We start from the raw sequence: 21704 nt of genomic DNA, 5'->3' as shown, positions 1-21704 counted from the left end.
CTAAATATTACCATAAATTAATGGTTTTTTCTTTCCCAAAAATGTGGAGTTAATTCTTAAAATTTAACTAGAAATAAAAAATCCTCAATCTTTTCGATTGAGGATTAACATAAAATTTATTGTTGAGTATAAAATTCAAAGAAATATGGAATACTTTCTATTCCTTTGTAGAAATTATACAATCCGTAGTGTTCATTTGGCGAGTGAATTGCATCAGAATCTAAACCGAAGCCCATTAAAACTGATTTTGCTCCTAAAATTTTCTCAAAAAGAGAAGTAATAGGAATACTTCCGCCACTTCTATATGGTAAAACTTCTTTACCAAAGGCTTTTTCCATAGCTTTTTTAGCCGCTTGGAATTCTTTGGTATTGCTTTGTAAAACATAAGGCATTCCACCGTGATGAGGCGTAACTTTTACTTTAACAGAAGCTGGAGCTATTTTTTCAAAATATTTTGTAAACTTTTCAGTGATTTCTTCGTCAGTTTGATAAGGAACCAATCTCATAGAAATTTTAGCAAATGCTTTGCTCGGAATTACGGTTTTAGCGCCTTCACCTGTGTAACCTCCCCAAATTCCGTTTACATCAAGAGTAGGTCTTATAGAAGTTCTTTCTAAGGTAGTATAACCAGTTTCGCCTTCTACCCCACTTAATCCAATTGATTTTTTGAATTCTTCTGGGTTGTCTTTTAATTTATTCATTTCTGCTCTGTCTTCAGCAGAAACGATTTCTACATTATCATAAAAACCATCGATGGTAATCCTTCCTTCTTCATCATGAAGTTTAGCAATCATTTCTGCTAAAACATTAATTGGATTAGGAACAGCACCACCATATAAACCTGAGTGTAAATCTCTGTTCGGACCTTCTACTTCTACTTCCATATAACTTAAACCTCTAAGACCAGTAGTCACAGTCGGTTGTTCGTTAGAATAAATATGCGTGTCTGAAATTAAAATTACATCACAAGAAAGTTTTTCTTTATTTTCTTCTAAAAATCCAGCTAAACTTACTGAACCTACTTCTTCTTCTCCTTCAATAATGAATTTAATATTACAAGGTAGAGAATTGGTTTTCATCATAGCTTCAAAAGCTTTTACGTGCATGAAGAATTGGCCTTTATCATCTGCGCTTCCTCTTGCGAAAATAGCACCTTCTGGGTGAAGTTCTGTCTTTTTAACCACGGGTTCAAAAGGCCCGCTTTCCCATAATTCTAATGGATCTGCAGGTTGAACATCATAGTGACCATAAACCAAAACGGTTGGTAATTCTGGATTGATGATTTTTTCACCATAAACCACAGGATAACCTTTGGTCTCGCAGATTTCTACTTGATCTGCTCCTGCATTGGCAAGGTGTTTTGCCACAGCATCAGCACAATTGAGCACATCTTGATTGTAAGCTGGGTCTGCAGAAATAGAAGCAATCTTCAATAATTCTATCAATTCGTCTAGAAAACGTTGCTTGTTTTGTTGGATATAACTTTGTGTGTCCGACATTGTTTTAAAATTTTAGTAAATATAAAAAATGTCTCGCAATTGCAAGACATCTATTTTGTATGAGAAAATATCTTATTTTTTTGCAGTGCTATCTACCTTAACTTCTGCAGCAGCTGGTTGTTCTACAGTTGCAGAGTCCATTTTTTCTTTGTAAGTAGGCGCTTCAGCATTTTCATCGTCATATCTTACTACATCTTCAGTTTTTTTCAAAACTCCCTTGTTTCCTCCTTCAGGTAAACCACAAGAAACTAAAAAAGACGCTGCAGCTACAGCAAATACCAATTTTTTCATATCTAAATTATTACGTTTATAAATTTTTCCAAAAGTAAGAAATATTGAGTTTACCACAAAAAAAACTTAAAATTTTCTTAATCAAGAAGTTTTCCTACCAAGAAATGATTTCCAGAAAGAGATTTTACCGCGATAAGATATTGGTTTCCGCCGTCTTTTATTTTGTAATTTTTCTTGATTTCTTCTGGTTTTAAAGGAAAATTTTTCGTGATGATATTAAATTGTTCACCTTTTTTAATCGCTTTTGAATTAATTTCTTCAGTTTCAAAAATTCTTCCTGGGAAATATGCTATTTTTTCTTCGGAAGTGTAAATGTGTGTGTTTTGATGTAATTTTCTCAAACCAAATTTTTCTGAAACTAAATTGAATGCTCCAGATTTTAATACAGAATTATTTGGAATATAAATGTATTTTTTAGGAATTGAAAATTCTGATTGACAGTGTTTTTCATCATCTAAATTAAAGTGAAAATCAGGTTCTGTAGATTGTAAATTTATGCAAAAAATTTCTGGTTTATTTTTTGTTTTCTTGAGATAAACCAAAACTTCTTTTACTTCATTTTTAACCGCAATAATCCAGATTTTATAAATATTTTTGAGTGAAGAAACCAAATGCTGAATGTCAATCAGTGGTGACAGTTTTATTAAAATTTCAGTTGAAATGTCAATTAGTTGCTCTTGAATTTCAATAATATTGGGTGATAAATCCTCCAAAAGAAATACTTTTCTGTTATGGTTATCTCTTCTAGCGGGATCTAGATAAATTAAATCGAATTTTTCTTTATTATTTTTGAGAAAATCTTCTAATTTTTGGTTGATTAATTTCGCTTTTCTTCCGAGGACTTCCCAATTATGTTTTACAATGTCTAAAAGCTCTGTATTCTGCTCTATTAAAGTAATTTCTTCAAAATTTTGAGAAATAAAATAAGCGTCAATTCCAAAACCACAAGTTAAATCAATGAATTTTCTTCCTTTAAAAAACTGTTTTTTAAAGTCTGCGGTATCTTGTGATGATGCCTGTTCTAGATTAAGATTGGGTGGGAAAATAATGTTTTCTTGATTCAAAAAAGGAAACTTTTTCTCTGCTACTTTTCTACCTTTTATTTGCTGAACCAATTCTTGCATAGAAATCTCTGAAAATGGAGATTTTTTTAATAACAAAGAATGCAAATCTGCGTTTAGATTTGCATTAATATATTTTTGTATTTCTTGGTTTAATAGTTTCACCAATTAATTTTGAAAGTTAAAATTTTTTATAATTAATTACTCAAACATTTCAGCCCATCTTACTGGTTTTATTTCCTGAGGGTTATAAAGTTGTTCTACAGATTTAGTTTTTTCTAGTTTTGGGTAAAGATTTACACCAATGAGTTTTATTTTACCTTCTTCTACCCAATTTTGTTCTGCAATTGCCTGTTGATAAATCATTTTAGCAATTTTTCCAGATTTTAGATTTTCTACAAAACCACCAGAATTTTCGAGTTCTAAGAATAATTTCCAAGCGTTTTCAGAGAATTGATGGGTGATTTCTTCAATATAATAACTTCCGTTGGCTGCATCGTCAAAGACATTAATAATACTTTCGTATGCCAAAACAATTTGTTGTTTAAATGAAATTTCCTCTGAAAGTGAATTAGAGTTTTGCACCTTAAAATCATTGCTATAAACCGCATCAGAACCAGCAATCATGGCTGCGGAAAGTTCTAGAGTAGAACGAATAAGGTTATTTTCTTCGTCGTTTTTAGCTTTATTTCTAAGAGAAGTTTCTGTGAAAATATAAGGAATGCTGTCTAGTCCGAATTCTTTGGAAAGTTGATTGAAAAGGATTTTAAATGCTCTGATTTTTGCAATTTCAAAGAAATAATTTCCGCCTACTGCAAATTTGAAAACCAATTTTTCTAAAATTTCAGCCCCAAAAACTTCTGCCAAATCTTTTACTTTTGCTAATGCTAGAGCCAGTTGTTGTGTGATAGAAGCTCCAGCATTTTGATATAAAGTGGTATCTACGGCAATATTTCTTTTGAAATTTTTTGAAAGTAATTCTTCCGCTAATTGCGTGTTGATTTCTTGATTTTCAAAAACATCTATCAATGAAATATATTGATTATCATCTGCAAGAGAAATGTGTCCTGCCAAATCTTTATTGGCTACGAAAAGCGTTTTTTCGGTTAAATGTTCTACATTATGCTCCAATAAAAACGCATAAGCATGTTCTTCTAAATTATCTTGATATTTTGCAACCAAATGTGTAGATTCTTCTACTTTTGGCAGATTTTTTAAGACAAAATCAGTGTCGGCATAATAAGGTTTTACAGAAATACCTTCCAAGTTTACTTTGGTAAGAACGGCATAAATATCTTCTGTTTTCAATTGTTTTTTGACCAGATTTTCCCAATCCTGAAGTGTAACTTGAGCAAACATAATGTATGGTTTTTTGTTTTGTGTACAAATGTTTTTCAACATTTGAAATTCAAGATAAATTTGTTTATTCTTTTTCTTTTTTCTTGATGGCAGAACTGTCTACCACGAGAATGAAAATTTCTTCATTTTTCTTTTTCATAAAATAATTTTCTCGCGCAAACTTTTCTTTTTCTGCTTTGTTGTTCATGAGCTTTTTGTAGAAAGCATCATTTTTATGATATTCAGACTTGTAATACCAGAGTTGTTCTTCGTATTTGTCTATTTCTTTGTTTAAGTCTTTGATTACTAACCAAGATGTAGAATCAAAAAAAATCATCCATACCAAAAAAAGAAAAATGGTAATAAAATATTTATTGAGAAGGTATTTCTGAACGAAACGCCAACTCGGAGATTTTTTCTGAATATCTTTAATTAGTTCCTTCATTAATAGGCTTTTTTAAGAGAATTGTTAATGACTGTAGAAAGAAAATCAATAGCTACAGAATTTTTTCTCATGTTAGGAACAATAAGGTCTGCTTCGTTTTTAGAAGGTTCTATAAACTCTTGGTGCATCGGTTTCAGCGTAGTTTGGTAACGGTGAAGAACTTCATGTAAATCTCTTCCGCGCTCTTGTGTGTCACGCTTAATTCTTCTAATTAATCTTTCGTCTGAATCTGCATGTACAAATACTTTAAGGTCGAATTCCTTTAAAAGTTCCTGATTGGTCAAAACCAAAATTCCTTCTACGATTAAAACGTTTTTAGGTTCTACAGTAACGTGGTCTCCCGTTCTAGAATGCGTTACGAAAGAATACAAAGGCTGTTCTATGTTTTCTCCTCTTTTAAGAGCTTTTACATGTTTTACCAATAATTCAAAATCTATTGATTTTGGATGGTCATAATTCAGCGCTTCTCTTTCTGAGAGCGATAATTGGTGATTATCATGGTAATAATTGTCTTGAGAAAGTACGTTTACGCCTTCTGCATTCAATTGTTGCAAAATATTATTCACTACGGTGGTTTTACCAGAACCAGTTCCACCTGCAATACCTATTACTAACATTAAAAATATATTTTTTACAAATTTAGCTAAATTCCTAAATAATTGGTTTATTGATGCGTTCTTTTTTGGTCTGAAACTCTATTTTTTCAGATGTTCTTCTTCATTTGAAATCCCGAAAATATAATACACTACAGCTTGTACTCTTGCAAGAAATTCTCTAAGGTGATTTCTGTAATAACTCTGATATTTAGTAACATCTTGGGCATCAAATCCTAATGCGTTCATACCAATGTTTCTTGCAAAAAATAAAGCTCTAAGGTTATGAAATCCTTGTGAAACAATGATTACGTTTTTTTGTTTGTATTCATTTTTGCATCTGAGAATGCTTTCGCGAGTATTAAAACCTTTTGGGTCTTCTAGAATGATGTTTTCGGGAACTCCACCTTGGTAAATTAAGAAATTTTTCATGGCTTTTGGTTCATTATACCCTTCACTCTTTTCGCCACTTACAATGATTTTTTTGATTTTTCCATGATGATAAAGCAGCGCAGTAGCATCCATTCTAGAAATAAAATAAGGATTGGCATTTCCTGCCATCGTTTTTGGAGAAGTTCCTAAAACCAATGCTACTTCTCTTGGCGGAATTTTTGAAATTTTAGTATACGTTCTTCCTTCGGTGAGAGAAAACACCCAGAAGTTTGCCAATAACATCAGCAAAAATCCTAGTTCTATCAACAAGAAAAATTTTTTAAATATGTTTAAAATAATTCTCAATAAAATAATTCTCAATTCGTTTGTAACAAATATATCAAAAGAAGCATTTTGATTTTATTATATTTGTAAAATCGACTCAATAATCAATTCCATAACAAAAATAAACAATTAATATTTATGAAAAAATTAATCTTTTCCACACTTATATTAACCGCACTATTTTCTTGTAAAAAGAATGAAGCTCCAGACCAGCTGATAGAAGAAACAACCACTGAAAAAGTAGACAGCTCAGCTGTAACTCCTGCAAATGCTTTGCCTGAAGTGAGTCAAGAGCAATTAAAAGCAATGGTTGCACCACAAAAAAATGATACCATTTATGTAACCAATTTTTTTGCAACATGGTGTGGACCTTGTATGAAAGAGATTCCGCATTTCAAAGAAAAAATGGAAGAATTAAAAGGAAAACCAGTGAAATTTACTTTTGTAAGTGTAGATGCTAAAGAAGATTGGAACACTGCAGTAAGTGATTTTGCAGATGAATATGATATCAGAAAAAATGTAGTTCTTTTTGATGCTTCTATGATTGCACCAGATTATTTTACTACCATTACTAAGACTTGGGATGGTGGCTCTATTCCTTTTACCGTGATTAAAAAAGGCGATAAAGAAATAGAAACAGTTGGAATGATGAGCAAAGAAGATTTAGATGCAAAACTGAATTCTTTTAAATAAATCGATATATATATTAAAAATTTCCCGTAGATATTTATAAAATCTGCGGGAATTTTTTTTGCAATATTTTTTCAGTTAAATTTGTGAAGTTTTTAAATAAAATCTGTGAACAATAAAACCTTCAAAACCATTCTTATTTTCCTATTTTCATTGGTGGTGATTACGATTCTCATCAATTTAAATATAGGCTTTATAAAACTAGGTTTAGCAGATTTTGTTGACGCTAATGCTCAGAACTCACAAATTGCAGAACTCAGAATTAATCGTGTTTTAGCAATGTTTTTAGCAGGAGTTTCTATTCCTACTTCTGGATTTCTTTTACAAGAATATTTTCAAAATCCATTAGCGGGACCTTCGGTTCTTGGTATTACTTCTGTCGCCAGTTTAAGTGTTGCTTTTTACATCTTTTTTTCTCAAGATTTTATCTTACCAGAGTTTTTGCAAAATGGTTTTATTAGTATTTCTGCAATTCTTGGAAGCCTACTTTTAATGACCATTTTATTGGTTTTTTCTAAAAAATTTCAAGATAAATCATATCTGATTATTTTCGGTTTCTTGGTTTCTGCTTTAGCCGGAGCAGTAATTTCTATTCTACAGTTATATGCAGAAAACCAAAGTTTAAAAAACTATATTTTATGGAGTTTTGGCGCAAATAATCAGGTGACAAGAAATCAACTTTGGGTGCTGTTAATTGTAGTATTAGTTGGTCTGTTTTTAAGTTTCAAAAGCATAAAACCGCTCATCGGGAATAGTTTAGGAAATCAATATGCTAAAAGTTTAGGTGTAAATTTAGAGCAGCTGAAATATTTTGTTATCATAGCTTCTTCCCTACTTTCTGCTTCTGTTACTGCTTTTTTAGGGCCTATTTTGTTTATAGGAATAGTAGTTCCTCATTTTAGCAGAATGATTTATTCGCCTGCGAAATTGTGGCAACAGTGGATTTTGAATATGATTTTGGGAGTTTTTATTATGGAGTTTTTCTCTATTATTTCAGAGATTTCCCAATTCCCAATTAATGTCATTACCAGTTTGTTCGGAGTTCCAGTTATTCTGATGATGATTTTGAAGAAAAAATAATATGTTTTTACAAATAAAAAATACAACAATCGGTTACCAAAAACCTCTTATTTCCGTGGTTAATGCATCATTGGATTACGGTGATGTATGTTTGCTAATTGGTAATAATGGTGTTGGCAAAACCACACTGATTAAAAGTATTCTTCATCAGATTTCTACTTTGAATGGTGAGATTTTGATACATCAAAAAAATATTGAGAAACTTACTGATAAAGAAATTGCTGAACAAATAGCAGTGGTTTTTGCAAAATCTCAAATTCCTGCGAACTACACCACAGAAGATTTAATTTCCCTTGGAAAATTCATTCATTTGCCTTTTTATTATCAGTTAGAAAATGAAGATTTAGAACATGTTAACAGCATTATTTTTCAGCTAAAACTAGAAGAATATAGAAATATTCAGTTACAGAAATTGTCAGACGGTAATCTTCAGAAGGCCTTTATTGGAAGAGCTTTAGCTCAGAATTCCCCGATGATTATCTTAGATGAACCTACAACTCATTTAGATGAAGAGAATAAAATTATCATCTTAAAACTGCTGAGAGACTTAGCGAAAAATCACAATAAGATTATTCTATTTTCTTCTCATGATTGGCGATTGGCTAAAGAATTTGCTGATAAAATTTGGTTTATTAATGACCAAAATCTTCAAGAAGGTTTGGCAGAAGACATTCTCTTGAAGAATGATTTATTGACCAATCCTCGACTTTTTACCATCAATGAAGATTTTGTTTCTCCTGAAATTACTGCACCTTTTTTAGAAAAAGAAATGTTGTATTCTGCTTTGCAAAAAAACTTTAAAAGAGACCTTTCTGGTTTTAAAATAGAATTTCAGGGTGCATTTTGGGAGATTTTTCACCAAAATAATAGGTTTTCTTGTCAATCTATTGACGAAATACTGTTATCAATTAGAAATTGCTTATAATCAGTGTTTTTCGTTTAAAATTCTTCATTTTCATTTTCTTTCTCTTATTCTTTACATAATAAATAATTGTCACATTATCAGTTAGTTATCAGTTTGTAACAAAAATTACTATGCACGCATAGTATTTTTTTTATATTTGCTATGCACGCATAACATTTTTTAAAAATGGAAACTAAGACTAAAGAGAAAGTAGAAAATGTAGACTTAATGCTTAAATCAGTTTGGTTGACAGTCAGTAAAATGTACTCCGAACAAGCTTCTATGCATAATTCTACTGCTGTACAAGCTTTAACACTACTTAAAATCGATCCTAAAGAAGGAACAAGAAGTACCAATCTTGGTCCTAAAATGGCTATTGAGCCCACTTCTTTGACTAGAATAATTAAGCTTTTAGAAGATAATGGTTATATCTACAAAGAAAAAACAACTTCTGATAAAAGAGAAGTAATTATTAAACTTACAGACAAAGGACTTAAATCTAGAAACCTTTCAAAAGAGGTGGTTGTAGGATTTAATAAAAAAGTGTTAGAAAAAATAGACCCAGAGAAATTTGCTGTTTTCAAAGAAGTCATGGGAGATATTTTGAAAATTGCTAATGATATGAACAATAAAAAATAAACCTATATTTATAATGAAAAGACGAATTAAACACGTTACAGTTCTTGGTTCAGGAATTATGGGAAGCGGAATTGCTGCGCACTTTGCAAACATTGGCGTAGAAGTTCTCCTTCTTGATATCGTTCCGTTTGAATTAACAGAAGCTGAACAGAAAAAAGGTCTTACCAAAGAAGACAAAGCAGTACGAAACAGAATTGCTACAGAAAGTTTGGCTAAATTAGTAAAAGCCAGCCCTGCTCTACTTTATAAAAAAGAGTTTGCGGAAAGAATTTCTGTAGGAAATTTTGATGACGATTTGCAAAAAATCAAAAATACAGATTGGATTATCGAGGTGGTAGTAGAAAGATTAGACATTAAAAAATCTGTTTACGAAAAAATCGAACAATTCCGTAAACCTGGAACTTTGGTGTCTTCTAATACTTCTGGTATTCCAATTAATATGTTGGCAGAAGGAAGAAGTGATGATTTCAAAAAATATTTTGCAGGAACACACTTCTTTAATCCAGTAAGATATTTACCTCTTTTAGAAATTATTCCTACCAATGATACCGATGCTGAAATCGTGAAATTCTACATGGAATATGGCGCTAAATTCTTAGGAAAAACTACTGTTTTAGCAAAAGATACCCCAGCGTTCATCGCAAACAGAATTGGAGTTTTTTCTATGATGAATTTACTTCACAATGTAAAATCTATTGGTCTTAATGTAACTGAAGTAGATAAATTAACAGGTCCAGTAATTGGTAGACCAAAATCTGCAACTTTCAGAACTGCAGACGTGGTAGGTTTAGATACTTTGGTTCACGTAGCAAACGGAGTTCACGCTTCTGGTGTAGAAGATGAACAATTCAAAGGAACTTTTGTCCTTCCAGATTACATCAATATGATGATGGAAAACAAATGGTTAGGTTCTAAAACGGAACAAGGTTTCTACAAAAAAGTGAAAAATGAAGCAGGGAAATCAGAAATTCACGGTCTTAATTTAGATTCTTATCAATACGAAAATCAAGGAAAAGCAAATTTTGCAACGCTTGAACTCACTAAAAATATAGATAAACCAATTGACAGATTCAAAGTTTTAATTGGTGGAAAAGACAAAGCAGGAGAATTATACAGAAAATCTCTGGGAGCTCTCTTCGCTTATGTTTCTCACAAAATTCCTGAAATTTCTGACGAGCTTTACAAAGTAGACGATGCGATGAAAGCTGGTTTCGGTTGGGAAAATGGTCCTTTCGAAATTTGGGATGCTGTAGGTGTTCAAAAAGGAATTGAATTGGCTACAGAAGCTGGTTTCACTGTTTCAGAATGGGTAAAATCAGTAGAATCTTTCTACAAAGTAAATGAAGAAGGTCAAAGCATTTTCTTCGACAAAAATTCTGGAAATTACAATAATATTCCTGGTCAAGAAGCTTTCATTATTCTTGATAATATTAGAAAAAACAAAACATTGTGGAGCAATTCTGGTTCTGCAATCCAAGATTTAGGAGATGGAATCATCAATTTTGAAATTCGTTCAAAAATGAATTCTTTGGGTGGTGAAGTTCTAGATGGTTTAAACAGAGCTATCGACTTAGCAGAAAAAGAATACGACGGTTTAGTAATCGGAAATCAAGGTGCTAATTTCTCTGTTGGTGCAAATTTAGCGATGATTCTGATGATGGCAATTGAGCAAGATTGGGATGATCTGAACATGGCAATTGCTTACTTCCAAAAATCGATGATGAGAGTTCGCTATTCTTCTGTTCCTGTTGTGGTTGCGCCTCACGGATTAACTCTAGGTGGTGGTTGCGAAATGACCATGCATGCTGATAAAGTAGTTGCTGCTGCAGAAACTTACATTGGTCTAGTAGAAACTGGAGTTGGTGTAATTCCTGGAGGTGGCGGAACGAAAGAATTCGCTTTGAGAACTTCTAAAGAATTCGCAGCTGATGACGTGAAAAACAACAGAATGCGTGAAGCGTTCATGAATATTGCAATGGGTAAAGTAGCAACTTCTGCTCACGAAGCTTATGATATGGGTATTCTTCAAAATCATAAAGACATCGTGGTAGTAAACAAAAACCGTCAAATTGCTGAAGCTAAAAAAGTAGCTAAATTAATGGCAGAACAAGGTTATACTCAACCAATTCAACAAAAAGTAAAAGTTCTTGGTCAAGGTGCATTAGGTATGTTCTATGTAGGAACTGACCAAATGTTAACAGGAAATTACATTTCTGAACACGACAAGAAAATTGCAGATAAATTAGCATATGTAATGGTAGGTGGTAATCTTTCTGAACCAACAGTTGTTACAGAACAATATCTATTGAATCTTGAGAGAGAAGCTTTCTTACAATTATGTGGTGAAAGAAAAACACTTGAGAGAATTCAGTATATGTTACAAAAAGGTAAACCGCTAAGAAATTAATTTTTAAAAATTTTAAGAAAAATGTCAAAAACAGCATATATAGTAGCAGGTTACAGAACAGCGGTGGGTAAAGCTCCGAAAGGAAGTTTAAGATTTACCAGACCAGATGTAATGGCTGCAAAGGTTATAGAAAAATTGATGGCAGATTTGCCTCAGCTAGATAAAGATAGAATCGACGATTTAATCGTAGGAAATGCAATGCCAGAAGCAGAACAAGGCTTAAACGTTGCTCGTTTGATTTCTTTAATGGGATTAAATACTGATAAAGTTCCAGGAGTTACCGTAAACAGATATTGTGCATCTGGTTCTGAAGCAATTGCGATTGCATCTGCAAAAATTCAGGCAGGAATGGCAGATTGTATTATTGCAGGAGGTGCAGAAAGTATGTCTTTCATTCCAATGGGTGGTTATAAACCAGTTCCAGAAAGTCATTATGCAAAATCTCACCCAGATTATTATTGGGGAATGGGTTACACTGCAGAAGAAGTTGCTAAGCAATATAAAATTACAAGAGAAGAACAAGACCAATTTGCTTTTGAATCTCATCAAAAAGCTTTGAAAGCAATTGCTGAAGGAAAGTTTGCAAAAAGCATCGTTCCAATTCCTGTAGAATATAACTTCTTAGACGAAAACCAAAAAGTTCAAACCAAAAAATTTGATTTCTCTGTAGATGAAGGTCCTAGAGCTGATACTTCTGTTGAAGGTTTGGCAAAATTAAGACCAGTTTTTGCAGCTGGAGGTTCTGTTACCGCAGGAAACTCTTCTCAAATGTCTGATGGTGCTGCTTTCGTAGTAGTAATGTCAGAAGAAATGGTAAAAGAATTAAACCTTGAGCCAATTGCAAGATTAGTTTCTTATGCAGCTGTTGGTTTAGAGCCAAGAATTATGGGAGTTGGCCCAATCTACGCCATTCCAAAAGCGTTAAAACAAGCAGGGCTTTCTCTTCAAGATATTGGTTTAATTGAATTGAATGAAGCCTTTGCTTCTCAGTCAGTTGCAATTAAAAAAGAATTGGATTTAAACCCAGAAATTTTAAATGTAAATGGTGGAGCAATCGCTCTTGGTCACCCTCTAGGTTGTACAGGAACTAAATTGACCGTTCAGCTTCTTGACGAAATGAAATTAAGAGGTGTGAAATACGGAATGGTTTCTATGTGTGTAGGAACAGGACAAGGCGCAGCTTCTGTAATTGAACTATTGTAAAATAAAAAATTAATATATAAAATGAGCACATTAAAAGGAGGAGAATTCCTAATAAAAGAAATAGAAGCTAAGAATATCTTCACTATGGAAGATTTTTCTGAGGAACAAAAAATGCTTCGCGACTCTGCAAAAGAATTTATTGACAAAGTTGTAGTTCCTAACAAAGAAAGATTCGAGAAAAAAGACTACGGTTTCACAGAAGAATGTATGAAACAAATCGGTGAAATGGGATTCTTAGGAATCGCAGTTCCTGAAAATTACGGAGGTCTTGGTTTAGGTTTTGTATCTACTATGATTGCTTGTGATTACCTATCTGGTGCAACTGGTTCATTAGCAACTGCTTATGGCGCGCACACAGGTATTGGTACTCTTCCTATCCTATTGTACGGAACTGAAGAACAAAAACAAAAATATTTACCAGATTTAGCAGCTGGAACTAAATTTGGAGCATACTGTCTTACTGAGCCAGATGCTGGTTCTGATGCAAACTCTGGAAAAACAAGAGCTAAATTGTCTGAAGACGGTAAACATTATATCATCAATGGACAAAAAATGTGGATTTCTAACGCAGGTTTCGCAGATACATTCACATTCTTTGCTAAAATCGATGATGATAAAAATATCACTGGTTTCGTAGTAAACAGAAGCGAACTAGAAAATCCTGAAAGCCTTACTTTCGGCGAAGAAGAGCATAAGTTAGGAATTAGAGCTTCTTCTACTCGTCAGGTTTTCTTCAATGATATGAAAGTTCCTGTAGAATGTCTTCTTGGCGAAAGAAACAATGGTTTCAAAATTGCTTTAAATGCATTGAATGTTGGTAGAATTAAATTGGCTGCTGCTTGTTTAGATGCACAGAGAAGAGTTTTCAACCTTTCAGTAAATTATGCCAACGAAAGAAAACAGTTCAATACGCCAATTTCTACTTTCGGAGCAATTAGAAAAAAATTAGCGGAAATGGCTACTGCTACTTTCGTTTCAGAAGCTGGTTCTTACAGAGCGGCTCAAGATATTCAAGATAAAATAGATGCTTTAGTTGCTGGTGGTATGAACCATCAAGAAGCTGAATTAAAAGGTGTAGAAGAATTCGCAGTAGAATGTTCTATTCTTAAAGTTTATGTTTCAGACATCGCTCAAAAAGCTACAGATGAAGGAATTCAAATCTTCGGTGGAATGGGATTCTCTGAAGATACACCAATGGAAGCAGCTTGGAGAGATGCTAGAATTTCTAGAATTTATGAAGGTACTAACGAAATCAACAGACTTCTTTCTGTAGGAATGTTGATTAAGAGAGCTTTCAAAGGCGAAATTGATTTAATGTCTCCTGCAATGGCAGTTGGTAAAGAATTAATGGGTATTCCTTCTTTCGAAACTCCTGACTATTCAGAATTTATGTCAGAAGAAAAAGCAATTATCGCTAATCTTAAGAAAGTATTCTTAATGGTTTCTGGTGCTGCTCTTAAGAAATTTATGATGGAGATTGAAAAACAACAACACTTGTTAATCAATGCTTCAGAAATTTTAAACCAAATTTACATGGCTGAATCTGCTATTTTAAGAGTTGAGAAAAACTTCGGTCCAGATTCTATAGAAGCTTCAATGGCTCAATTAAACCTTTACAAAGCGGTAGAAGCTGTAATTACAGCTGCTAAAGAAGGAATTATTTCTTTCGCTGATGGAGATGAGCAAAGAATGATGCTTTCTGGTTTAAGAAGATTTACAAAATACACCAACCAGCCAAACGTAATCGCGTTAACTGAGAAAATTGCTAAGCATTTTGTAGAGAAAAATTCTTACTAAAATTTGTTAATTCAATAGCTATAAAAAAGCCGCTTCAAATTTTTGAAGCGGCTTTTTGTTTATTTAAGAAACGATTTTATATTCTGAAAATAAATTTCGTTGATAATTTTTCGGAGTAATACCTTCAAAAGTTTTAAAGGTTTTGATGAGGTGATTGGTGTCAGAAAAACCAGTCGCAAAAGCTACTTCTTTGATGCTTTGGTTTTCTTTGAGGAGTTCTTTGGCACGTTTTATTCTTTGCTGAAGAATATATTCATTTGGTGATGTTCCGAGTTCATATTTAAAGAGTTTAAAGAAATTAGATTTACTTACGAAAGCCAATTTTGCCAAATGTTCGATACTTAATTTTTGATGAAGATTGTTTTTGATATAGTCTATGATAAAAGCCAATCTGTTTGATGTTTTCAGTGTTTTGTAATCGTTTTCAATTAGTTTTCCTGCTTGAGTTTGCATGAGTCTTACCAACAATTCTTTCAGCGCCAAATCTGCCATAATATCCTTATTCATATTATCTTCCATGGCAATTCTCATGAGATTATTAGTTGCAGAAGCCAGCGGTAAACTGTTGAACAGATAAAATTCTTCACTAGAAATTCTCCAGCAAGTGCTTTCGTCTACTTTCATCAATTTGGTATTGAGATAATGTAAAGATTCTTCAACAAAATCTGGACTGAAACTTAATGCAATACACTGCGAAGGAGTTTCGTCTGCCTCTGGAAAATCGATGACCATCGTTTCGCCTGGAGAAACTAAAACCGTTTCACCAGGAAAATAATCAAAATACTCAGATTTATTTTCCAATTTCATGTGCTTTTTCCCTCGTAACATCGCTGTAAAAGTCAAATCATTAAACTTTAGTTTAACATCTTCTGTCTTCTTGTGCGTTTCATACAGAGAAAATTCACAATTATTTAAGGTAAAAGTAGTTTTGTTTTCTATGGTGTTCTGTAAATGCTCATGCCCCGTTAATTCAGGCGTGTAGAGCAAATGTTTGTCTTCTTGTATCATATAACATGAATGATATTTTTGATAAAATAATCAATATGGCTAAATATATGATATTTTTTTAATCAAACAAGATTTGTATTAAAGTATTATTACCCATATTTCAAAAACACTATTATACTATCATTTGAGACGATTTTACCATGACATTTGTCATGTTTAAGATAATTTGGCTGAAAATTAAAAAATTCAACAAATTATGTCAACACAAATCAATCGTCCGGTTTTAAAAGAAAAATACGACAATTACATTAATGGAAAATGGACTGCTCCTTCTACAGGACAGTATTTCGAAGTGCTTTCACCACTTGATGGTAAATTAATGGCTAAAGCAGCGCATTCTGCGAAACAAGACATAGAAATGGCTGTAGATGCTGCTTCTGAAGCTTTCAAGACATGGAGCGAAACTTCTGCTACTCAAAGAAGTATTATTTTGAATAAAATTGCAGATAGAATTGAAGAAAACTTGCCATATTTAGCAGCAGTAGAAACAGTAGATAATGGTAAAGCCATTAGAGAAACGATGGCTGCAGATTTACCTTTGGCCGTAGACCATTTCAGATATTTTGCAAGTGTTATTAGAGCAGAAGAAGGTTCTATTTCTGAATTAGACAAGGATACCGTTTCTATCATTGTACACGAACCCATTGGTGTAATTGCACAAATTATTCCTTGGAACTTCCCTATTCTAATGGCAGTTTGGAAACTGGCTCCTGCTCTTGCTGCTGGAAACTGTGTAGTGCTTAAGCCAGCAGAAAGCACCCCTGTTTCTATTATGGTTTTAATGGAATTAATTGAAGATTTACTTCCTGCAGGTGTTATAAACATTGTCAATGGTTTCGGCGCTGAGTTAGGAAGAACTTTAGTGACCAATCCAAAAGTGGCAAAAGCAGCGTTTACAGGTTCTACAGCTACGGGTAGAATGGTAATGCAATACGCTACAGAAAATATTATTCCAGTGACTTTAGAATTAGGAGGTAAATCACCAAATGTATTTTTCCCTTCTGTGATGGATGCAGATGATGAATTTTTAGACAAAACGGTTGAAGGAGCGGTATTATTTGCTTTAAATCAAGGTGAAATCTGTACTTGTCCTTCTAGATTATTGGTTCATGAATCTATTGCTGATAAATTCTTAGAAAGAGTGGTAGAAAGAACAAAAGCCATCAAAACAGGAAATCCTCTTGACCCAACCGTAATGATGGGAGCTCAAGCTTCACAAATTCAGAAAGATAAAATCCTTTCTTACATCAAATTAGGCAAAGAAGAAGGTGCAGAATTGCTTTGCGGTGGAGAAGTAAATCATTTGGGTGGAGATTTAGAAGGTGGATATTACATTCAGCCAACCATTTTCAAAGGGCACAACAAGATGAGAATCTTCCAAGAAGAGATTTTCGGGCCAGTTTTAGCAGTAACTACTTTTAAATCTACAGAAGAAGCGATAGAAATTGCGAATGATACCATGTATGGTTTAGGAGCAGGAGTTTGGACCAGAGATGCACATGAATTATACAGAGTGCCAAGAGCGATAAAAGCTGGTAGAGTTTGGGTGAACCAATATCACGCATATCCAGCTGGTGCACCTTTTGGTGGTTACAAACAATCTGGTATTGGTAGAGAAAATCACAAAATGATGCTTGATCATTACAGACAATCAAAAAATATGTTGATTTCCTATAACAAAAATAAACTAGGATTTTTCTAGTTAACTTGTGTTTTAAACTTGAAGGAATGTTGTTCATCAGCATTCCTTTTTTTAATTTTATAAAAAAATTAAATCAATGGTAAAAAGATTAGACGTAACAGAAAAAGCGTTGGAAGTCATTAAAACGCTAAAAGAAAAACACGGTGATTTAATGTTTTACCAAGCTGGGGGTTGCTGCGAAGGAACCCAGCCTCAATGTTTTGAAAAAGGAGGTTTCTACGTAAGAACCAATGATGCCATGATTGGTTTGGTAGATGGTTTTGAATTTTGGATCGATAGAGATTTATTTGAATACTGGAAATTTTCTCATTTTACGCTAGATGTTACAGACGGTTTTGGACCAGGTGGTTTTTCTCTAGAGACACCGTTAGGAAAAACCTTTAAAATTATTTACAGACTTTTTACTGAAGAAGAATTAAGAGATTTAGAGCCTGTAAAAAGAATGGAATAATCTGGTAATTTAGAACTTTTCAACCTGTTGAAAATCAAAAACTAATACATTTTTATGAGGCTTCCTAAATGCTCATTCTGTGAATAAAATTATAAAGCCTCATCAATAAAGACTTTTATAGGAAAATGATTGTGCATAAATCATATCTAAAAGTGAATAAAGAGAAAGCAAAATAGTCTATAAAAAGTAAATTTCTGTATTACCTTTACATCAACAAACAAGTCAAACTTTTAGGTAGAAAAATGAGAGTTGTGGAGTTTCTTCATACTTGATTTAGAAACCGAAAAAAGAAACAGGGTTTAATTTATTTGAGTAATTTTCAAGATGGTCTCACAACGATTTTGAAGTGAAAAGGTAAAAAAGATTTTGAATCTTCAAAGCAAGACTTAAACAGTCAACTTAGACTATGGTGTTTTCCAGAAGAATACGAAAGTGTTTGATAAGAAAATAATTTAATCCAAATTCAAGTTGATCAAATTGCTCGAGCAATGGAATATGTTTTAATGAAAAATGGCAAAATTTTTAGAAATATCTGCGGATAGAATTTAAAAAGATGCAGTTAAACATTTTTCGGGAGTTGAAGCAATAAAGGTTGCAGAGGCAATGTTTCTGGACTGATGACAGAAACGACAATGCTTTAAGAAAAGCAAAGAAGTTTTGCCATCAGTCTTTTTTTTGTGAGAAATTCTGATGAATTTAATCCACCGTTTTACTAGAATCTTGGAGAAGTTGAGCCAGTTGAGCCATTTCATCATCGGTTAAATCTCTCCATTTTCCTATAGGTAAATCCAGTTTGATGTTCATAATTCTAATACGCTTCAGTTTTTTTACTTCATAGCCTAGATATTCGCACATTCTACGAATTTGGCGGTTTAAACCTTGGGTAAGTACAATTCTAAATTGCAAAGTATCTATTTGTTCTACTTCGCATTTTTTGGTTACGGTGTCTAAAATCGGAACACCATTGCGCATTTTTTCTAGAAATTTGGGTGTAATCGGTTTGTCTACACGTACAATGTATTCTTTTTCGTGGTTGTTTCTGGCACGTAAAATTTTATTCACAATATCACCGTCAGAAGTCAATAAAATCAATCCTTCACTAGGTTTATCAAGTCTACCGATGGGGAAAATTCTTTTTGGGTGATTAATGTAATCTACAATATTATTTTTCTCACGTTTGGTATCTGTAGTACAAACAATTCCGATGGGTTTGTTAAAGGCGATATAAACGTGTTTTTCTTCTGTTTTTTTGATGTTTTTGCCATCTACGCAAATTTCATCAGCATCAGAAACTTTAGTTCCTAATTCTGGCTTTTTGCCATTGATGGTAATTCTGCCTTGTTCCAAAAGCTTATCAGCTTCTCTTCTCGAACAAAAACCTACTTCTGATAAATATTTATTAATACGCGTTTCCACAAATTTTAATTTTTTTATTCTTCTCTCACTTTATTGGAGTGAAAAGTAATTCCAAGATTTAACCCAATATAAAAATTACTTTTCAGTCCATCTCCGAAATTCATGCTATGATTTTCCAGAAAAAAGGAGTAATAATAATTCATTCTCACATTGATTGGGTTTTGGTCACCAATGCCTAAAGTATATACTCTGGCTTTTCTTACATCACTTTTAGTAAGGGCAAATCCTGCATTAAGATAGATATATCCAGAATCTGAGGTATTGTCTAAATAAATTTTTGACTGAACCAAAAAGTACAAATTATGGATATTGTCATAAATGTAATTGTATCGAAAACCAGCGCCTAAACCTATTCTATGAATCGGTTGAAAACCAATAACAGAAGTGATTCCAGCATTGGCATTAAAATCTACATTGTTATCTTCATTGACGATGTCTGCAACTGCTTTTGCCAATCCATAGGCAACTTGTCCATCGGTACTCCAATAAATTCCTTGATTAAGATTTCTGCCTTTTTGAGAATATCCTAAAAAACTAATAAAAATGAATAAAAAGTAATAGTTTTTCATGGTTAGAAATTTTCAAATCTAAACTCATTTTCTAAAATTTCTGCATGAGCATTTTCTACATGGTACTCTCCTATTTTGGTTCTTCTGAGTTGAGTAAGATAAGCGCCAACTCCTAAACTTTGACCAATATCATGCGCCAAACTTCTGATGTAAGTTCCTTTGCTACAACCTACGGTAAAAGTGACAAAAGGAAGATGAATTTCGATGTTGTTGAGATAATGAATGGTTGTTTTTCTAGATTTCATTTCTACTTCTTGACCCGCTCTTGCTAAATCATAAGCACGGTTTCCATCTATTTTTATGGCTGAAAAAACAGGTGGTTTTTGCTCAATTTCTCCTACAAATGTTGATAATATTTCTTTGATGAAATCTTCTGTAATGTGTGAATAATCAGTAGGTAGAATTTCTGGTTTTTCGGTGTCGTAGGATTCTGTTTGTACGCCAATTTTTATTTCGGCGATGTATTCTTTTGGCGCATCTTGAATTTCTGGAATTTTCTTGGTGAATTTTCCGGTGCAAACAATCAATAAGCCAGTTGCTCTAGGATCAAGCGTTCCAGCATGGCCTATTTTAAATTTTTTAGGAAGATTGAACTCCCTTTTGAGTTTGTACTTCAATTTATTAACAGCCTGAAAACTGGTCCAATCCAAAGGTTTGTCCACCAAAAGTATTTGTCCGTTTAAGAAATCTTCTGCGTTCAAAGTAAAAAGTATAAAATGAAATTATTTTACCCAACCAAAATAAATCAGCAATAAAATCCCCGCGATAATTCTGTACCAACCCCAAGGTTTGAAACCGTATTTGGTCAATACGCCAATGAAAAATTTAATTGCAATAACAGCTACTACAAATGCTACCAAATTTCCCACGAAAAAACTCATCGTGTTTTCTGGAGTGGCAAAAATCATTTCATATCCTTTTTGTACCAAACCATTATGATTCCAATCTTTTAAGAAAATAGAATAAGCAGTAACCGCTAACATCGTAGGAACTGCCAAAAAGAATGAAAACTCTGCTGCAGCTTTTCTGGTGAGGTTTTGTTGCATTCCACCAATGATAGAAGCCGCACTTCTACTCGTTCCTGGCATCATTGCTAGACATTGCCAAAAACCAATCGTTAATGCTTTTTTGAAAGTGATATCTTTTTCATCATCTATCGTATGTTTGGTGAAAATTTGGTCGATAAAAAGTAAAATAACACCACCCAAAATAAGAACTACTGCGATGGGAATAGGTTTTTCTAAAACTGTTTCTATTTTATCATCAAATAATTTCCCTAGGACCAAAGCTGGTAAAACGGCTACTCCTAATTTTAAATAGAATTTGATGTTTTTAAAATCAAAAAATTTCTTCCAATACAAAAAGACTACCGCTAAAATGGCTCCAAACTGAATAGAAACTTGAAACATTTTAACAAATTCATCTTCTTGAATTCCAAAAAATGAACTCGTGAAAATCATGTGTGCAGTAGAAGAAACTGGCAAATATTCAGTAAGTCCTTCTACAATTGCAATAATAATTGCTCTGATTAAATCCATAAACTGTATTGTAATAAAAAAATTAAAAGATTCAAATACCAATTCAAATCTTTTAATTCTTTAGTTTTTAAATGTTTTTATTTGTTTCTTTTAAGAATAGCGAAAACCTGAACTATAAATCCAGCAATCACTAACAGCGGCGCTATTCTGATTCTTCTGATGGAAAAAATGTCTTCATTCCAAGTATTAGGATCTAGTTTTCCGTTAACAGTATTGGCATCTGGACCAAGCATTAAGAGAAATCCTGCTAAAATTAAAGCCAATCCTATCAACATGAGTTGATAATTTTTTTTGCCAAAATAAAAAGGATTGTGCTGTGGTTCAGACTTTTCTATATTTTGTTTTTTAGACATTTT

Annotated in this window: 22 protein-coding genes; 9 read left to right on the top strand and 13 right to left on the bottom strand. The window is 32.9% G+C overall.

The window, feature by feature from the left end:
* Positions 1-116: 116 nt before the first annotated feature.
* The 7 genes from N7277_RS09085 to N7277_RS09055 all read right to left on the bottom strand — a co-directional run bounded on the left by N7277_RS09085 (position 117) and on the right by N7277_RS09055 (position 5902).
* Positions 117-1499, bottom strand: a complete 1383-nt coding sequence (locus tag N7277_RS09085) for a dipeptidase (RefSeq protein WP_069799013.1) — start codon at positions 1497-1499, stop codon at positions 117-119.
* Between the two features lie 72 nt (positions 1500-1571).
* The gene (locus tag N7277_RS09080; RefSeq protein ID WP_274779248.1) at positions 1572-1790 is read right to left on the bottom strand and encodes a hypothetical protein; all 219 of its coding nucleotides are present in this window, start codon (positions 1788-1790) and stop codon (positions 1572-1574) included.
* 77 nt (positions 1791-1867) lie between these two features.
* On the bottom strand, positions 1868-3019 hold the full coding sequence (locus tag N7277_RS09075; RefSeq protein ID WP_274779247.1) for a class I SAM-dependent methyltransferase: 1152 nt from the start codon (positions 3017-3019) through the stop codon (positions 1868-1870).
* A gap of 33 nt (positions 3020-3052) precedes the next feature.
* On the bottom strand, positions 3053-4252 hold the full coding sequence (locus N7277_RS09070; RefSeq protein WP_274779246.1) for a methylmalonyl-CoA mutase family protein: 1200 nt from the start codon (positions 4250-4252) through the stop codon (positions 3053-3055).
* Positions 4253-4274: 22 nt separating this feature from the next.
* Positions 4275-4634 (bottom strand): FtsB family cell division protein, encoded by a 360-nt coding sequence (locus tag N7277_RS09065; RefSeq protein WP_274779245.1) that lies wholly within the window; start codon positions 4632-4634, stop codon positions 4275-4277.
* Complete coding sequence (udk, locus tag N7277_RS09060) at positions 4634-5251, bottom strand: uridine kinase (protein ID WP_213189146.1); 618 nt, start codon at positions 5249-5251, stop codon at positions 4634-4636. The genes N7277_RS09065 and udk overlap by 1 nt, the downstream gene beginning before the upstream one ends.
* 78 nt (positions 5252-5329) lie before the next feature.
* The gene (locus N7277_RS09055; RefSeq protein WP_446715140.1) at positions 5330-5902 is read right to left on the bottom strand and encodes a SanA/YdcF family protein; all 573 of its coding nucleotides are present in this window, start codon (positions 5900-5902) and stop codon (positions 5330-5332) included.
* Between the two features lie 180 nt (positions 5903-6082).
* Here N7277_RS09055 and N7277_RS09050 point away from each other — a divergent pair, with 180 nt between their 5' ends.
* The 7 genes from N7277_RS09050 (at position 6083) to N7277_RS09020 (ending at position 14664) form a co-directional block, all read left to right on the top strand.
* Positions 6083-6637, top strand: coding sequence for a TlpA family protein disulfide reductase (locus tag N7277_RS09050; RefSeq protein ID WP_274779243.1), 555 nt, complete (start codon positions 6083-6085; stop codon positions 6635-6637).
* Positions 6638-6742: 105 nt separating this feature from the next.
* Positions 6743-7714 (top strand): iron ABC transporter permease, encoded by a 972-nt coding sequence (locus N7277_RS09045; RefSeq protein WP_274779242.1) that lies wholly within the window; start codon positions 6743-6745, stop codon positions 7712-7714.
* A gap of 1 nt (position 7715) precedes the next feature.
* Positions 7716-8639 (top strand): ABC transporter ATP-binding protein, encoded by a 924-nt coding sequence (locus tag N7277_RS09040; protein ID WP_274779241.1) that lies wholly within the window; start codon positions 7716-7718, stop codon positions 8637-8639.
* A gap of 165 nt (positions 8640-8804) precedes the next feature.
* A complete protein-coding gene (locus tag N7277_RS09035; protein ID WP_274779240.1) occupies positions 8805-9257 on the top strand; it encodes a MarR family winged helix-turn-helix transcriptional regulator in 453 nt (150 codons plus the stop codon).
* Positions 9258-9270: 13 nt separating this feature from the next.
* A complete protein-coding gene (locus N7277_RS09030) occupies positions 9271-11664 on the top strand; it encodes a 3-hydroxyacyl-CoA dehydrogenase/enoyl-CoA hydratase family protein (protein ID WP_274779239.1) in 2394 nt (797 codons plus the stop codon).
* A gap of 21 nt (positions 11665-11685) precedes the next feature.
* On the top strand, positions 11686-12867 hold the full coding sequence (locus N7277_RS09025; RefSeq protein ID WP_274779238.1) for a thiolase family protein: 1182 nt from the start codon (positions 11686-11688) through the stop codon (positions 12865-12867).
* Positions 12868-12888: 21 nt separating this feature from the next.
* Positions 12889-14664, top strand: coding sequence for an acyl-CoA dehydrogenase family protein (locus N7277_RS09020; RefSeq protein WP_274779237.1), 1776 nt, complete (start codon positions 12889-12891; stop codon positions 14662-14664).
* A gap of 63 nt (positions 14665-14727) precedes the next feature.
* On the opposite strand, the gene N7277_RS09015 is transcribed toward N7277_RS09020, so the two are convergent.
* The gene (locus tag N7277_RS09015; RefSeq protein WP_274779236.1) at positions 14728-15672 is read right to left on the bottom strand and encodes an AraC family transcriptional regulator; all 945 of its coding nucleotides are present in this window, start codon (positions 15670-15672) and stop codon (positions 14728-14730) included.
* A gap of 196 nt (positions 15673-15868) precedes the next feature.
* On the opposite strand from N7277_RS09015, the gene N7277_RS09010 reads away from it, so the two are divergent.
* Both N7277_RS09010 and N7277_RS09005 read left to right on the top strand, forming a co-directional pair.
* Positions 15869-17374 (top strand): aldehyde dehydrogenase family protein, encoded by a 1506-nt coding sequence (locus N7277_RS09010; protein ID WP_274779235.1) that lies wholly within the window; start codon positions 15869-15871, stop codon positions 17372-17374.
* 76 nt (positions 17375-17450) lie between these two features.
* Positions 17451-17825: a DUF779 domain-containing protein gene (locus tag N7277_RS09005; RefSeq protein WP_274779234.1), complete on the top strand. Its 375-nt coding sequence runs from the start codon at positions 17451-17453 to the stop codon at positions 17823-17825.
* A gap of 696 nt (positions 17826-18521) precedes the next feature.
* On the opposite strand, the gene rluF is transcribed toward N7277_RS09005, so the two are convergent.
* The 5 genes from rluF to N7277_RS08980 all read right to left on the bottom strand — a co-directional run bounded on the left by rluF (position 18522) and on the right by N7277_RS08980 (position 21701).
* Complete coding sequence (rluF, locus tag N7277_RS09000; RefSeq protein ID WP_274779233.1) at positions 18522-19241, bottom strand: 23S rRNA pseudouridine(2604) synthase RluF; 720 nt, start codon at positions 19239-19241, stop codon at positions 18522-18524.
* Positions 19242-19255: 14 nt separating this feature from the next.
* On the bottom strand, positions 19256-19810 hold the full coding sequence (locus tag N7277_RS08995) for a hypothetical protein (protein ID WP_274779232.1): 555 nt from the start codon (positions 19808-19810) through the stop codon (positions 19256-19258).
* Positions 19811-19812: 2 nt separating this feature from the next.
* Positions 19813-20511, bottom strand: a complete 699-nt coding sequence (truB, locus tag N7277_RS08990) for a tRNA pseudouridine(55) synthase TruB (RefSeq protein WP_274779231.1) — start codon at positions 20509-20511, stop codon at positions 19813-19815.
* 21 nt (positions 20512-20532) lie between these two features.
* Positions 20533-21348 carry an undecaprenyl-diphosphate phosphatase gene (locus N7277_RS08985; protein WP_274779230.1) on the bottom strand — a complete coding sequence of 272 codons (816 nt, stop codon included), beginning with the start codon at positions 21346-21348 and terminating at the stop codon, positions 20533-20535.
* 77 nt (positions 21349-21425) lie between these two features.
* On the bottom strand, positions 21426-21701 hold the full coding sequence (locus N7277_RS08980; RefSeq protein ID WP_274779229.1) for a DUF3098 domain-containing protein: 276 nt from the start codon (positions 21699-21701) through the stop codon (positions 21426-21428).
* Between the last annotated feature and the right edge of the window lie 3 nt (positions 21702-21704).

Origin of the sequence: Cloacibacterium sp. TD35, from assembly GCF_028864635.1 — a bacterium.
Taxonomy (GTDB): Bacteria; Bacteroidota; Bacteroidia; order Flavobacteriales; family Weeksellaceae; genus Cloacibacterium.
The sequence above is the reverse complement of the archived record's forward strand: the minus strand, read 5'-3'. Positions and strand labels throughout refer to the sequence as shown.

Bases quoted from the DNA above. Each gene is read 5' to 3' on its own strand.
- N7277_RS09085 (WP_069799013.1), bottom strand. From the start codon at position 1,499: ATGTCGGACACACAAAGTTATATCCAACAAAACAAGCAACGTTTTCTA.
- N7277_RS09080 (WP_274779248.1), bottom strand. From the start codon at position 1,790: ATGAAAAAATTGGTATTTGCTGTAGCTGCAGCGTCTTTTTTAGTTTCT.
- N7277_RS09070 (WP_274779246.1), bottom strand. From the start codon at position 4,252: ATGTTGAAAAACATTTGTACACAAAACAAAAAACCATACATTATGTTT.
- N7277_RS09065 (WP_274779245.1), bottom strand. From the start codon at position 4,634: ATGAAGGAACTAATTAAAGATATTCAGAAAAAATCTCCGAGTTGGCGT.
- udk (WP_213189146.1), bottom strand. From the start codon at position 5,251: ATGTTAGTAATAGGTATTGCAGGTGGAACTGGTTCTGGTAAAACCACC.
- N7277_RS09055 (WP_446715140.1), bottom strand. From the start codon at position 5,902: ATGTTATTGGCAAACTTCTGGGTGTTTTCTCTCACCGAAGGAAGAACG.
- N7277_RS09050 (WP_274779243.1), top strand. From the start codon at position 6,083: ATGAAAAAATTAATCTTTTCCACACTTATATTAACCGCACTATTTTCT.
- N7277_RS09040 (WP_274779241.1), top strand. From the start codon at position 7,716: ATGTTTTTACAAATAAAAAATACAACAATCGGTTACCAAAAACCTCTT.
- N7277_RS09035 (WP_274779240.1), top strand. From the start codon at position 8,805: ATGGAAACTAAGACTAAAGAGAAAGTAGAAAATGTAGACTTAATGCTT.
- N7277_RS09030 (WP_274779239.1), top strand. From the start codon at position 9,271: ATGAAAAGACGAATTAAACACGTTACAGTTCTTGGTTCAGGAATTATG.
- N7277_RS09025 (WP_274779238.1), top strand. From the start codon at position 11,686: ATGTCAAAAACAGCATATATAGTAGCAGGTTACAGAACAGCGGTGGGT.
- N7277_RS09020 (WP_274779237.1), top strand. From the start codon at position 12,889: ATGAGCACATTAAAAGGAGGAGAATTCCTAATAAAAGAAATAGAAGCT.
- N7277_RS09015 (WP_274779236.1), bottom strand. From the start codon at position 15,672: ATGATACAAGAAGACAAACATTTGCTCTACACGCCTGAATTAACGGGG.
- N7277_RS09010 (WP_274779235.1), top strand. From the start codon at position 15,869: ATGTCAACACAAATCAATCGTCCGGTTTTAAAAGAAAAATACGACAAT.
- N7277_RS09005 (WP_274779234.1), top strand. From the start codon at position 17,451: ATGGTAAAAAGATTAGACGTAACAGAAAAAGCGTTGGAAGTCATTAAA.
- N7277_RS08995 (WP_274779232.1), bottom strand. From the start codon at position 19,810: ATGAAAAACTATTACTTTTTATTCATTTTTATTAGTTTTTTAGGATAT.
- N7277_RS08985 (WP_274779230.1), bottom strand. From the start codon at position 21,348: ATGGATTTAATCAGAGCAATTATTATTGCAATTGTAGAAGGACTTACT.
- N7277_RS08980 (WP_274779229.1), bottom strand. From the start codon at position 21,701: ATGTCTAAAAAACAAAATATAGAAAAGTCTGAACCACAGCACAATCCT.